The organism is Streptomyces sp. NPDC000151, assembly GCF_040301705.1.
GTDB lineage: Bacteria > Actinomycetota > Actinomycetes > Streptomycetales > Streptomycetaceae > Streptomyces.
Map to the genome: position 1 here is coordinate 13945 of NZ_JBEPFC010000096.1, position 13253 is coordinate 27197.

At 70.9% G+C, this 13253-nt stretch carries 12 protein-coding genes; 2 read left to right on the forward strand and 10 right to left on the reverse strand.

Features of this window, described 5'->3' with window-relative positions:
* Positions 1-50: 50 nt before the first annotated feature.
* Both ABT381_RS23935 and ABT381_RS23940 read right to left on the reverse strand, forming a co-directional pair.
* Entirely contained in the window at positions 51-1247 is a 1197-nt protein-coding gene (locus ABT381_RS23935) for an FAD-dependent oxidoreductase (RefSeq protein ID WP_351597928.1), read from the reverse strand.
* Between the two features lie 119 nt (positions 1248-1366).
* The gene (locus tag ABT381_RS23940; protein WP_351597931.1) at positions 1367-2620 is read right to left on the reverse strand and encodes a carboxylate--amine ligase; all 1254 of its coding nucleotides are present in this window, start codon (positions 2618-2620) and stop codon (positions 1367-1369) included.
* A 243-nt stretch (positions 2621-2863) separates the two neighbouring features.
* On the opposite strand from ABT381_RS23940, the gene ABT381_RS23945 reads away from it, so the two are divergent.
* Together ABT381_RS23945 and ABT381_RS23950 are read left to right on the forward strand one after the other, a co-directional pair.
* A complete protein-coding gene (locus ABT381_RS23945) occupies positions 2864-3298 on the forward strand; it encodes a hypothetical protein (RefSeq protein ID WP_351597933.1) in 435 nt (144 codons plus the stop codon).
* Between the two features lie 23 nt (positions 3299-3321).
* Positions 3322-3813 (forward strand): hypothetical protein, encoded by a 492-nt coding sequence (locus ABT381_RS23950; RefSeq protein WP_351597936.1) that lies wholly within the window; start codon positions 3322-3324, stop codon positions 3811-3813.
* Positions 3814-3903: 90 nt separating this feature from the next.
* Here ABT381_RS23950 and nuoN read toward each other — a convergent pair whose 3' ends face one another.
* The 8 genes from nuoN to ABT381_RS23990 all read right to left on the reverse strand — a co-directional run.
* Positions 3904-5583 (reverse strand): NADH-quinone oxidoreductase subunit NuoN, encoded by a 1680-nt coding sequence (gene nuoN, locus ABT381_RS23955; RefSeq protein WP_351597938.1) that lies wholly within the window; start codon positions 5581-5583, stop codon positions 3904-3906.
* The gene (locus ABT381_RS23960; RefSeq protein ID WP_351597940.1) at positions 5580-7223 is read right to left on the reverse strand and encodes an NADH-quinone oxidoreductase subunit M; all 1644 of its coding nucleotides are present in this window, start codon (positions 7221-7223) and stop codon (positions 5580-5582) included. The genes nuoN and ABT381_RS23960 overlap by 4 nt, the downstream gene beginning before the upstream one ends.
* Before the next feature lie 3 nt (positions 7224-7226).
* Positions 7227-9173 (reverse strand): NADH-quinone oxidoreductase subunit L, encoded by a 1947-nt coding sequence (gene nuoL / locus ABT381_RS23965; protein WP_351597943.1) that lies wholly within the window; start codon positions 9171-9173, stop codon positions 7227-7229.
* A gap of 12 nt (positions 9174-9185) precedes the next feature.
* Positions 9186-9485, reverse strand: a complete 300-nt coding sequence (gene nuoK / locus ABT381_RS23970; protein ID WP_030262617.1) for an NADH-quinone oxidoreductase subunit NuoK — start codon at positions 9483-9485, stop codon at positions 9186-9188.
* On the reverse strand, positions 9482-10339 hold the full coding sequence (locus tag ABT381_RS23975; RefSeq protein WP_351597947.1) for an NADH-quinone oxidoreductase subunit J: 858 nt from the start codon (positions 10337-10339) through the stop codon (positions 9482-9484). The genes nuoK and ABT381_RS23975 overlap by 4 nt, the downstream gene beginning before the upstream one ends.
* Positions 10336-10968, reverse strand: coding sequence for an NADH-quinone oxidoreductase subunit NuoI (gene nuoI / locus ABT381_RS23980; RefSeq protein ID WP_351597950.1), 633 nt, complete (start codon positions 10966-10968; stop codon positions 10336-10338). The genes ABT381_RS23975 and nuoI overlap by 4 nt, the downstream gene beginning before the upstream one ends.
* Positions 10961-12355, reverse strand: a complete 1395-nt coding sequence (nuoH, locus tag ABT381_RS23985) for an NADH-quinone oxidoreductase subunit NuoH (RefSeq protein ID WP_351597953.1) — start codon at positions 12353-12355, stop codon at positions 10961-10963. The genes nuoI and nuoH overlap by 8 nt, the downstream gene beginning before the upstream one ends.
* Positions 12355-13253: molybdopterin dinucleotide binding domain-containing protein (locus tag ABT381_RS23990; protein WP_351597956.1), on the reverse strand; the 899-nt coding region annotated here is incomplete at its 5' end. The genes nuoH and ABT381_RS23990, both read right to left, overlap by 1 nt.

Consider the following 13253-nt stretch of genomic DNA (forward strand, 5'->3'; position numbering starts at 1 on the left):
GCGCCCAGCCACGACGGCGCCGCAGCCGACAAACCGCCCCCCGCGGAGCGTTACCGGGTGCGGGCCAGCGAAGCGGCCAGCCGCGGCGAGGCGAACTCCGTGCCGCAGACAAAGCGCATCACCGGGCCGTAACTGGCCGCCGCCGGCAGCCCCGTGAAGTACAGGCCCGGCACGGACGACTCGAAGCCGGCGCCCAGCCGCGGGCCGCCCGCGCCCACCGCCAGCTCCGTGCGCAGCCCCTGCCCGAGGAAGTCCAGCGCGCCCAGGTCGACCCGGTACCCGGTGGCCGCCAGCACGTGGTCGGCGGCCAGCTCACCGTCGTACCCGTCGGAGCCGCGCAGCGACAGCACGGGACGGCCGCCCTCCACCCGGGCCCGGACGATCCGCCGCCCGGTGGTCACCTGCACCCGGCCCACGAACCGGTCCCGCAGCCACCACGCGCCCAGCGGCCCCAGCACCCGCTTGACCAGGAACTGCCGGGTCGGCGCCGGCAGATAACGGAAGCCGTCCGCGTGGTACGAGAAGGCGTACAGCGACCAGGCGTTGCCGAACGGCGTCTCGGGGCGCAGCTTCGGCTGTTGGTCCGGCGGCGCGCCGAAGCCGACCGCCTGCCGGCCCCGGGCCAACACCCGCACCGAGGCGCCGGCGTCCGCGAGCAGCACCGCGCTCTCCAGCGCCGACTGTCCGGCGCCCACGACCACGACCTCGCGGCCCGCGAACCCGGACAGGTCGGCGTGCTGGGAGGTGTGCGAGATGGGCCCAGTGGGGGTCGGTCCATCCGGTACGGCGTCGGCCAGCTCACCGGGCAGGTGGGCGAAGCCGCTGAGCCCCGTGGCCACGACCACGGCCCGGGCGCGGAACTGCTCGCCGCTGTCCAGCTTCAGGTCGAACCCGCCGTGCTGCCGGTCGACGGAGACCACCCGGACCTCCTCCAGGTCCGGCACCAGCCGCTGCTGGAACCACCGGCCGTACCGGACGAAGGTCTCGACCGGGATGATGTCCCAGTCGGACTCGTACCGCCGCTCCCCCGCCGCCGCGCAGTAGTCGACGAGCGTGTGGCCGGGCTGCGGGGCGTCGATGCTGGACGCCGCCGGCGTGGACTTCAGGATCATGCCCGCCGGCATGTGCTCGCTCCAGCTCACCATCGGGCGGCCGAAGGTCCGTACGGGTATGCCGCGTGCGCGGAGATGAGCGGCGGTGGACAGGCCGAAGGGGCCTGCGCCGATGACTGCTACCGGAGTGTTCACTCGGGTTTCCCTCCCCAGGGTGCTGCTGATGCGTCGTACTGCGTACCGGTGCACGGCTCGGGGCCGCGCTGCCCGGAACCGTGCGGTGGAATGGGAGCGCGCCGGCGGCGCACGGGGCGTCAGCGGTCGTGCCACCGGCCCGACCGGTCGCGCCACAGCTGCCACAGATGCTTGGCGCCCGGCCGGACGAAGCGCGCGAGCATGGTGAAGAACGGCTTCATGTCGTCGGCGGCGAGCCAGGCCAGCTCCGTGCTCGCCGCGCGGTCCGGCACGTGCGGCGTGGTGTAGCCGCTGCGGCGGTAGGCCAGCCAGGCGGGCAGGTCGATGTTCTCCACCACGAAGCGGTGGCCGGCCCGCTGCTCGCCCTCCGGCACCGCGCGCCCGGTCAGGTCCAGGTGCTGGGCGCGGACGACGTCGATGCCCGCCTCGTTCTCGAAGAGCCGGAACTGCGCGCCCATCCGCGGATTGAAGTCCAGCAGCTTGTAGCGCCGGTCCCGGCGGTCGTAGCGCCAGTCCAGGTCGACGATGCCGCTGAAGCCGACGCGCTTGATGAACTGTGCGGTCATCTCGGCCAGTTCGGGGTTGTCCACGACATACGCGCAGGCCGTCATCCCGGCGTGCGGCGGCCAGGAGCGGACCTTGACCCCGGTGAACATCGTCAGCGCCGCGCTGTCCCCGTCGAAGTACGCGTGCACGATCCAGTCCTCGGCCTCCTCGCGCGGGAGGTACTCCTGGAGGATCACGCCGGGGTGCGGGCCCCAGTCCTTGGCGAGATGCCGGAGGTGGGCGGCGTCCGCGATGCGCGTGGTGCCGTTCACGGCGGGCCGGCTGCGGCGCTGGAACGCCTCCCGGTTCTTGGCGACGACCGGGAAGCGGGCCTGCGCGGCGAAGTCCTCGATGTCCGCCTGCGTCTGCGGGAAGGCCGCCCGGGGGGACGGGATGCCGTGTTCGGTGCACAGCTCGTGCAGACCCTGCTTGCTGGCGAGTCTGCGGGAGAGCCCGGACCGGGTGCGCGGGAAGAGGAAGCGGTCGCCCAGGACGTCCGCGTGCTCGGCGATCAGTACCGCTGCCTCCTCGTCGGTCGGCACCAGGACGGTCGGCCGGCCGATGCGGCGGCCGATCCGCAGCAGGCCGTCGACCAGCCGCTCCGGGTCCTCGCGGCCGGTCGTCGGCCAGACGAACCGCCCCTTGAGGTACCGCGACGCCGCGGCCGGCGTGTATCTGTCCTCGGTGATCGCGTACATGGGCACGCCGAGCCGTCCCAGGCTGCGGATCGCCCCCACCCCGCCGTGGTGCAGCGGATAATCACCGATCTTCACAATCAGCCCTGGCACGGTCCGGTCGACCGTGAACCGCGTGCTGGCTCGAGCCACGTGTCCCCCCTATGGCCACAGCCCCACCCCGGCCGCGCCCCGAAAGGACGCTAGAACCCCAATGGGCGGTTCGCCAATCCATTTCAGGACATTGCTAACTCTTTAGGCATGTCCCGGGAGACCGGTACGGAACGGGCGCTCGTTGCGCGTCGGGCAAGAGGCATCTCGCGGTGCGGATGGGGCGGTTGTCATGCGCGTGACTGCTAGCCTCACGAATCCTGTCCCACAACGGAGGAGACGTACGTGCGCAAGGCAGCGCAGATCGCCGGGGCGGCCGCCATCGCCGCGCTGTTGCTCAGCGGATGCGGCAGCAGCGGCGAGGGCGGCAAGGAGAGCAAGCCGTCGCAGTCGGCGGACGGCGCCGACAAGCCCGCGAGCGGCATCGACGGCGCGTGGCAGTCGAAGTCCGCGAACGGCACGGTCACCCTCGCGGTCATCGGCGAGTCCGCGACCCTGTCCGCGGGCAAGACCGCCTGCCAGGGCAAGGTCCAGGACATGGGCACCACCATGCTCGCGCTGAAGTGCAGCGGCGGCGACGACACCCGTTCCATGGGCAACGTCGAGCAGACCGGCGACAAGCTCACGGTCAGCTGGAAGAACGGGCCCACGGAGGAGTTCACCAAGACCGAGGGCAAGGTGGAGATCCCCAAGCCCGACCTGCCGTCCGGCGCCAACTGAGCGGCTTTCCCGAGGAGATCAACGTGCGCAAGGGCATTTCGTTCGCCGCCGCGGCCGCCGCGGCCGCGGTCCTGCTCGCCGGATGCGGTGGCGGCGACACCGGCGGTGGCGCGAAGAAGTCACCGTCGCAGTCGCCGTCGCCGTCCGCCTCGTCGGCCGGACGGACGCCCGGTGGCGACGTCTCCGTGGCGTCCCTGGAGGGCGGCTGGACCACGAACGCGCAACACGCCGACAAGGGCCTGCTGATCCTGTCCGTCTCGAAGCACGAGGCGGTACTGATCGGCAAGAAGTCCTGCGGCGGCAAGGTCGTGGACGGCAAGCCGGTCGAGCTCGTCTTCAAGTGCACCGACGGCGACACCGAGCACTCCGCGGGCACGGTGCAGAGCCTCCGGGGCAAGAAGCTCACCGTGCGCTGGGCCTCCGGCAAGGAGTCCGTCTTCACCCGGACCGAGGGCACGACGGACCTGCCGTCCATCGACCCCTCGTCGCTGGACGGCTTCCAGCAGAACGGCTGACGTACCCGGCCGTACTGCCTCTGTACGCCGCTGCCCGGCACCCCTCGCGGGAGTGCCGGGCAGCTTCGTGCGTACGGAAACCTCGCCGGGTCAGCGGACGAACACCCCCGCCTGTCCCGCCAGGTCGAGGAAGTACTGCGGCGCCAGGCCCAGTACGAGCGTCACCACTACGCCGACCGCGATGGCCGTCATGGTCAGCGGGCTGGGCACCGCCACCGTCGGGCCGTCCGCCTTCGGCTCGTTGAAGAACATCAGGACGATCACCCGGATGTAGAAGAACGCGGCGACCGCGGACGAGAGCACACCGATCACGACCAGCCAGCCCGCGCCGCTCTCCGCCGCCGCCTTGAACACCGCGAACTTCCCCGCGAACCCGGAGGTCAGCGGGATGCCGGCGAAGGCGAGGAGGAAGACCGCGAACACGGCCGCGACCAGCGGCGAACGCCGCCCGAGCCCCGCCCACTTGGACAGGTGCGTCGCCTCGCCGCCCGCGTCCCGCACCAGCGTGACCACCGCGAACGCGCCGAGCGTCACGAAGGAGTACGCGAGCAGGTAGAAGAGCACCGAGGAGATGCCGTTCCTGCTCGTGGCGATCACGCCGGCCAGGATGAAGCCCGCGTGCGCGATGGAGGAGTACGCCAGCAGCCGCTTCACATCGGTCTGGGTGAGCGCGATGACCGCGCCGGCCAGCATCGTCAGGATCGCCACGCCCCACATGACCGGGCGCCAGTCCCAGCGCAGGCCCGGCAGCGCGACGTACAGCAGACGCAGCAGCGCGCCGAACGCGGCGACCTTCGTGGCGGCGGCCATGAAGCCGGTCACCGGGGTCGGCGCGCCCTGGTACACGTCCGGGGTCCACATGTGGAACGGGACGGCGCCGACCTTGAACAGCAGGCCCATCACGACCAGCGCGCCGCCGATCAGCAGCAGCGCGTCATTGCCCATGGTGTCGGCGAGCGCCGGGTCGATCTGCTTGGCGCCGTCGCTGACGACCTCGGCGATGCCCGCGTACGTCACCGTGCCCGCGTAGCCGTACAGCAGGGCGATGCCGAAGAGCAGGAACGCCGAGGAGAACGCGCCGAGCAGGAAGTACTTCACCGCCGACTCCTGCGAGAGCAGCCGTTGGCGGCGGGCCAGCGCGCACAGGATGTACAGCGGGAGGGAGAAGACCTCCAGCGCGACGAAGAGGGTCAGCAGGTCGTTGGCCGCCGGGAAGACCAGCATGCCGCCGATCGCGAAGAGCAGGAGCGGGAAGACCTCGGTGGTGGTGAAGCCCGCCTTGACGGCCGCCTGCTCCGCCTCGCCGCCGGGGACCGCCGCGCCCTGGGCCGCGAAGGAGTCCACCGGGCGGCCGTGCGCCGCGGGGTCGAGCCTCCGCTCGGCGAAGGTGAAGACCGCGATCAGCGAGACCAGCAGGATCGTGCCCTGCAGGAAGAGCGCCGGGCCGTCCACCGCGAGGGCACCCATCGCGGCGATGTGCGCCTTGGTCGAGCCGAAGCCGCCGGCCGCGAGGCCGATGACCGCGGCGAACGCGGCGGCCAGCGCGACCACGGAGAGCAGCACCTGCGCGTAGTACCGGCCGCGGCGCGGCCAGAACGCCTCGACCAGCACGGCGAGCACGGCCGCGCCGAGCACGATCAGGGTCGGTGCCAGCTGGGCGTACTCGATGTGCGGCGCCGGGATCTTGCCGGGGCCGTCCGGGGCCAACGGGGAGCCGGCCGCCCCGTCCGCCATCGTCCACAGGGTGTGGACCGCTGCCACGGGTGTCACTTCGCGGCCTCCGCATCTCGATCGGAGCCGGCCTTGGGCGGCACGGCGTTGACCCGTACGTCGGGCTTGGGGTCCTGCCTGTCCACGACGGACAGCGTGTGGTCCACCGCCGGATTGACGATGGAGGTCAGCGGCTTCGGATAGACGCCGAGGAAGAGCAGCAGCGCGATCAGCGGCGCCACCACCACCAGCTCCCGGGCCTTGAGGTCGGGCATCCCCTGGACCTCGGCCTTGACCGGCCCGGTCATCGTGCGCTGGTACAGCACGAGGACGTACAGCGCGGCCAGCACGATGCCCACCGTGGCGATGATGCCGAGGACGGGATACCGGCTGAACGTGCCGACCAGGACCAGGAACTCGCTGACGAACGGCGCGAGGCCGGGCAGCGAGAGGGTGGCGAGGCCGCCGATCAGGAACGTGCCGGCCAGCACCGGGGCGACCTTCTGCACGCCGCCGTAGTCCGCGATCAGGCGGGAGCCGCGGCGGGTGATCAGGAAGCCGGCGACCAGCATCAGCGCGGCGGTGGAGATGCCGTGGTTGACCATGTACAGCGTCGCGCCGCCCTGGCCCTGGCTGGTCATCGCGAAGATGCCGAGGACGATGAAGCCGAAGTGGGAGATGGACGCGTACGCGATCAGGCGCTTGATGTCCCGCTGGGCGACCGCGAGCAGCGCGCCGTACAGGATGCTGACCAGCGCCAGGACGAGGATCACCGGCGTGGCCCACTTGCTGGCCTCGGGGAAGAGCTGGAGGCAGAAGCGGAGCATCGCGAACGTGCCGACCTTGTCGACCACCGCCGTGATCAGCACCGCGACCGGCGCCGTGGACTCGCCCATGGCGCCCGGCAGCCACGTGTGCAGCGGCCACAGCGGCGCCTTCACCGCGAAGGCGAAGAAGAAGCCGAGGAAGAGCAGCCGCTCCGTGCCCGCGCCCATGGTCAGCTCGCCGGCCGCGCGGGCCTGCACGATCTGGGAGAGCGAGAAGGTGCCGCTGCCGAGCTGGTCGGCGGTGACCGCGTACAGACCGATCACCGCGGCCAGCATGATCAGGCCGCCGGCGAGGTTGTACAGCAGGAACTTCACCGCGGCGGACGAGCGCCGGGCAGCGCCCTCCGCCGCGTCCTGCGTCCCCGCCCGGTCCCCGAAGCCGCCGATGAGGAAGTACATCGGGATCAGCATGGCTTCGAAGAAGATGTAGAAGAGGAAGACGTCGGTGGCCTCGAAGGAGAGGATCACCATCGCCTCGACGGCGAGGATCAGCGCGAAGAGGCCCTGGGTGGGCCGCCAGCGCCGATTCGAGTTGTCCTGTTCAAGGGCGTCGGCGTCGTGCCAGCCCGCCAGGATCACGAACGGGACCAGCAAGGCGGTCAGCGCGATCAGCGCCACCGCGATGCCGTCCACGCCGAGCTCGTACCGCACGCCGAAGTCGGCGATCCAGGCGTGCGACTCGGAGAGCTGGAACGGGCCCTTGGCGCCGGGGTCGAAGCGGACCGCGATCACCAGCGCCAGCGCCAGCGTGGCCAGCGAGAAGAGCAGCGCCAGCCACTTGGCGGCGGTGCGCTTCGCGGCGGGCACCGCGGCCGTGGCCACCGCGCCGATCGCCGGGACCGCGGCGGCGGCCGTCAGCAGGGGAAACGACATGGCTCAGACACCCCTCATCAGCAGGGTCGCGAAGACCAGCACCGCGGCGCCGCCCAGCATCTGGAGGGCGTAGGAGCGGACGTAGCCGGTCTGCAGGCGGCGCAGCCGGCCGGAGAGACCGCCGACCGACACCGCGGTGCCGTTGACCGCGCCGTCGACGACGGAGTGGTCGATCCGCTCCAGCGCGCGGGTCAGCTGCTCGCCGCCGCGGACCAGTACGACGTGGTTGAAGTCGTCCTGGAGCAGGTCGCGCCGGGCGGCGCGGGTGAGCAGCGAGCCGCGCGGGGCCAGCGCCGGGACGGGCTTGCGGCCGTACTGGAGCCAGGCGAGGGCGACACCGAGCAGCAGCACCACGATGGTCGCGGAGGTCACCGCGGCCGCGCTGAGCGGGGAGTGGCCGTGCTCGAAGGAGGTGACCGGCTCCAGCCAGTGCACGAACGCCTCGTTGATGCTGAACAGGCCGCCGGCGAAGACCGAGCCGAACGCCAGCAGGATCATCGGGAGCGTCATCGACTTCGGCGACTCGTGCGGATGCGGAGGCGTGTACTCGCCGCGGGTCTCGGCCGCGGGCTCCACGCTCGGCTCGGCCGGCGACGGGGTCGGGGCCTTGCGCCAGCGCTCCTCACCGAAGAACGTCATCAGCATCACGCGCGTCATGTAGAACGCGGTGATCCCGGCGCCGAGCAGCGCCGCGCCCCCGAGGATCCAGCCCTGGGTGCCGCCCGAGGCGAACGCCGCCTCGATGATCTTGTCCTTGGAGAAGAAGCCGGACAGGCCGGGGAAGCCGATGATGGCCAGATAGCCGAGCCCGAAGGTGACGAACGTGACCGGCATGTACTTCCGCAGGCCGCCGTAACGCCGCATGTCCACCTCGTCGTTCATCCCGTGCATCACGGAACCGGCGCCGAGGAAGAGGCCCGCCTTGAAGAAGCCGTGGGTGACCAGGTGCATGATCGCGAAGGCGTACCCGATGGGGCCGAGGCCGGCCGCGAGGATCATGTAGCCGATCTGCGACATCGTCGAGCCCGCGAGCGCCTTCTTGATGTCGTCCTTCGCGCAACCGACGATCGCACCGAAGAGGAGCGTGACCGCGCCGACCGCGACCACCGCGGTCTGCGCGTCCGGCGCCCCGTTGAAGATCGCCCCGGAGCGGGTGATCAGGTAGACCCCCGCGGTGACCATCGTGGCGGCGTGGATCAGGGCCGAGACCGGGGTCGGGCCCTCCATCGCGTCACCCAGCCAGGACTGCAGCGGCACCTGTGCGGACTTGCCGCACGCGGCCAGCAGCAGCATCAGCCCGATGGCGGTCAGCTTGCCCTCGCTCGTGTCACCCACCGCGCCCAGCACCGGGCCGAACGCGAACGTCCCGAAGGTGGTGAACATCAGCATGATCGCGATGGACAGGCCCATGTCGCCGACCCGGTTGACCAGGAACGCCTTCTTGGCCGCCGTCGCCGCGCTCGGCTTGTGCTGCCAGAACCCGATGAGCAGGTACGAGGCGAGGCCGACGCCCTCCCAGCCGACGTACAGCAGGAGGTAGTTGTCGGCGAGGACGAGCAGCAGCATCGCCGCGAGGAAGAGGTTCAGATAGCCGAAGAAGCGGCGGCGCCGCTCGTCGTGCTCCATGTAGCCGATCGAGTAGATGTGGATCAGCGATCCGACACCGGTGATCAGCAGCACGAACGTCATCGACAACTGGTCGAGCTGGAAGGCGACGTCGGCCCGGAAGCCGCCCACCGGGATCCAGCTGAAGAGGTGCTGGTGCAGGGCGCGGTCCTCGGCGCCCCTGCCCAGCATGTCGGCGAACAGCACCAGGCCGATGACGAACGACACCACCGCGAGCAGCGTGCCGAGCAGATGGCCCGTACGGTCCAGGCGTTTGCCGCCGCAGAGCAGCACGGCCGCACCGACCAGTGGTGCCCCGACGAGCAGCGCGATCAGAGATTCCACGAGTGCGACCCCTTACAGCTTCATCAGGCTGGCGTCGTCGACCGAGGCCGTATGGCGGGTACGGAAGATCGTCACGATGATCGCCAGGCCGACCACGACCTCGGCCGCGGCGACGACCATCGTGAAGAACGCGATGATCTGGCCGTCCAGATTTCCGTGCAGCCGCGAGAAGGCCACGAAGGCGAGATTGCAGGCGTTCAGCATCAGCTCGACGCACATGAAGAGCACGATGGCGTTCCGCCGGATCAGCACCCCGGCCGCGCCGATGGTGAACAGCAGCGCCGCCAGATAGAGGTAGTTGATCGGATTCATCGCGTGGCCTCCTCGCCGCGCTCCCGGACCTGCTCGCCGCGGGTCGGTTCCTCGCCGCGCTCCAGCCACTCCGAGGAGCGCCGCTCCAGCGCCGCCAGCTCAGCCAGCGCATCCCCCGACACGTCCCGGATCTGACCGCGCTTGCGCAGGGTCGGATTGACGGTGAGCTCGGAGGGGGTGCCGTCGGGCAGCAGACCGGGCACGTCGACCGCGTTGTGCCGGGCGTAGACCCCCGGCGCGGGCAGCGGCGTGACCTGCCGGCCTTCCCGTACGCGCTGTTCGGCCAGCTCGCGCTGGGTACTGGCGCGCTCGGTGCGCTCCTTGTGCGTGAGGACCATCGCGCCGACCGCCGCGGTGATCAGCAGCGCGCCGGTGAGCTCGAACGCGAAGACGTACTTGGTGAAGATGAGGGCCGCCAGGCCCTGGACGTTGCCCCCGGCGTTGGCCTCGCCGAGGCCGTTGAAGTGGCGCACCGAGGCGTTGCCGAGGCCGGCGATCAGCAGGATGCCGAAGCCGATGCCGGCGCCGGCCGCCAGCCAGCGCTGGCCCTTGAGCGTCTCCTTGAGGGAGTCCGCCGCCGTGACGCCGACCAGCATGACCACGAAGAGGAAGAGCATCATGATCGCGCCGGTGTAGACGACGACCTGGACGATGCCGAGGAAGTACGCGCCGTTGGCGAGGTAGAAGATCGCCAGGATGATCATGGTGGCGGCGAGCGAGAGCGCGCTGTGCACCGCCCGCTTCATCAGGACCGTGGCCAGTGCGCCGAGCACGGCGACCGTGCCGAGGATCCAGAACTGCACCGCCTCGCCCGTGGAGGTCGTGGAAGCCGCGGCCAGTACTGCGCTGCTCATGCCTCCACCCCCGTCCCCGCCGGGCGCTCGGCCGTGGGGGCCGGGGTCTCGGGCGTCCCGCCCGTGCCCTCGCCCGGCCGCTCGCCCTTGCTGACCGCGACCTGCCGCTCCGTGCCCGGCGCGGCCTCCGTCACCAGGCCGTTGTAGTAGTCCTTCTCCGTCATACCGGGGAAGATCGCGTGCGGGCTGTCGACCATGTCCTCTTCGAGGCCCGCGAGCAGCTCCTCCTTGGTGTAGATGAGGGACTCGCGGGAGCGGTCGGCCAGCTCGTACTCATTCGTCATCGTGAGCGCGCGGGTGGGGCACGCCTCGACGCACAGGCCGCACAGGATGCAGCGGAGGTAGTTGATCTGGTAGACGCGGCCGTACCGCTCGCCCGGGGAGTACCGCTCCTCGTCCGTGTTGTCCGCGCCCTCCACATAGATGGCGTCGGCCGGACAGGCCCAGGCGCAGAGCTCGCAGCCCACGCACTTCTCCAGGCCGTCCGGATGGCGGTTGAGCTGGTGCCGGCCGTGGAAACGAGGCGCGGTCGGCTTCTTCTCCTCCGGGTACTGCTCGGTGAGCCGCTTCTTGAACATGGCCTTGAAGGTCACGCCGAAGCCGGCCACCGGATTCTGGAAATCAGACACCGTTGTCCCCCTTCCCACTTTCGTCACTGTCAGTATTGATCCCACCACTGACAATCAGCTCGCGATCTTGGTGGCGCGACCGCCTTCGTGGCACCGGCGGCAGGGTCTGCCCGGGCAGCGGCGGTACGGGGAAGCCGCCCGCCATCGCGTCGAAGGGCTCCTCGGCGGCCGGCACCGCCTCCTCCTTCTCGCTCTTGCGGAAGAAGTCCGCGACGAAGGAGATCAGCAGCAGGGCGACCGCGGCGCCGCCGACGTAGAGCACGATCCGCTGGAAGTCGTAACCCTCGTTGCGCAGCGCCCGTACCGTCGCGACCAGCATCAGCCAGACCATCGAGACCGGGATGAGGACCTTCCAGCCCAGCTTCATGAACTGGTCGTAGCGGACGCGGGGGAGCGTGCCGCGCAGCCAGATGAAGAAGAAGAGCAGCAGCTGGATCTTGATGGTGAACCAGAGCAGCGGCCACCAGCCGTGGTTCGCGCCCTCCCAGAAGGTGCTGATCGGCCACGGGGCGCGCCAGCCGCCGAGGAAGAGGGTGATCGCGACCGCCGAGACGGTGACCATGTTGACGTACTCGGCGAGCATGAACATCGCGAACTTGATGGAGGAGTACTCCGTGTTGAAGCCGCCGACCAGATCGCCTTCGGACTCCGGCATGTCGAACGGCGCACGGTTGGTCTCGCCGACCATCGCCACGATGTAGATCAGGAAGGAGACCGGCAGCAGCGCGACGTACCAGGTGCTCTGCTGCCCGTCGACGATCGCCGAGGTGGACATCGAGCCGGAGTAGAGGAACACCGACGCGAAGGCCATGCCCATCGCGATCTCGTAGCTGATCATCTGGGCGCACGAGCGGAGCCCGCCGAGCAGCGGGTACGTCGAGCCCGAGGACCAGCCCGCGAGCACGATGCCGTAGATGCCGACCGAGGCCGTGGCCAGGATGTAGAGGAGGGCGATCGGCAGGTCGGTCAGCTGCATCGTCGTGCGCTGCCCGAAGATCGAGATCTCGTTGTCGGCCGGGCCGAACGGGATGACGGCGAACGCCATGAAGGCGGGGATGGCCGCGACGACCGGGGCGAGGACGTACACCGCCTTGTCCGCCCGCTTGACGATCACGTCTTCCTTCAGCATCAGCTTGATGCCGTCGGCGAGCGACTGGAGCATGCCCCAGGGGCCGTGCCGGTTGGGCCCGATGCGCAGCTGCATCCAGGCGACGACCTTGCGCTCCCAGACGATCGAGAAGAGCACGGTCAGCATCAGGAACGCGAAGCAGAAGACCGCCTTGATGACCACCAGCCACCACGGGTCGCGCCCGAAGACGCTCAGGTCCTCGGCGGCCAGCGCGATCCGGTCCGCGCCGAGCGCCAGCTGTTCCGCGGCGAGACTCATCATTCCGCCACCTCCGTGCCGTCCGCCGGGGCCGCCGGGCCCGCGGTCTGCGCGGCGACCGTCACCAGGTCACCGGGGTTCGCTCCGGTGTCGTACGGGACGCCGCCGCCCTGCGAGTTGAGCGGCAGCCACACCACCCGGTCGGGCATCTCGCTGACCTGGAGGGGGAAGGACACCGCGCCGCGCGGGCCGGTGACCCGCACCTCCGCGCCGTCCTTGAGGCCCGCCTCGGCGGCGGTGGCGGCGGACATCCGGGCCACCGCGGCGTGCCGGGTGCCGGCCAGCGCCGCGTCGCCCTCCTGCATCCGCCCCAGGTCCAGCAGCAGCCGGTGCCCGGCGAGCACCGCCTCGCCCGCGCCGGGCCGGGGCAGCGCCCGCGCCTCGGTGCCGGCGAGCAGGTCACCGGCGGCGCGCTGCCCGTCCCAGCCGCCGAGCCGGTCCAGCTCGGCCCGTACGGCGCGCACGTCCGGCAGCGCCAGCCCCGGTACGGCGTCGTCCGCCGCGGTCATCGCGTCCGCGAGCATGTGCAGCACCCGGGCGTCCGGGAGCAGGTGGCGGCGGGTCATCTGGTCCGGCTTGAGCGCGGCCTCGAAGAGCCGTGCCCGGCCCTCCCAGTTGAGGAACGTGCCGGCCTTCTCCACCGTGGCCGCCACCGGCAGCACCACGTCGGCCCGCTGCGTGACCTCGCTCGGCCGCTGCTCCAGGCTGACCAGGAAGCCGACCGCGTCCAGCGCCTCGACCGCGCGCCGCGGGTCGGGCAGGTCGGCCACCCCGACGCCGGCCACCACCAGGGCGTTCAGCTCGCCGGTGGCCGCGGCCTCCAGGATCTGCCCGGTGTCCCGGCCGTGCCGGTGCGGCAGCGCGGCCACGCCCCAGGCGCGGGCGACCTCGTCGCGGG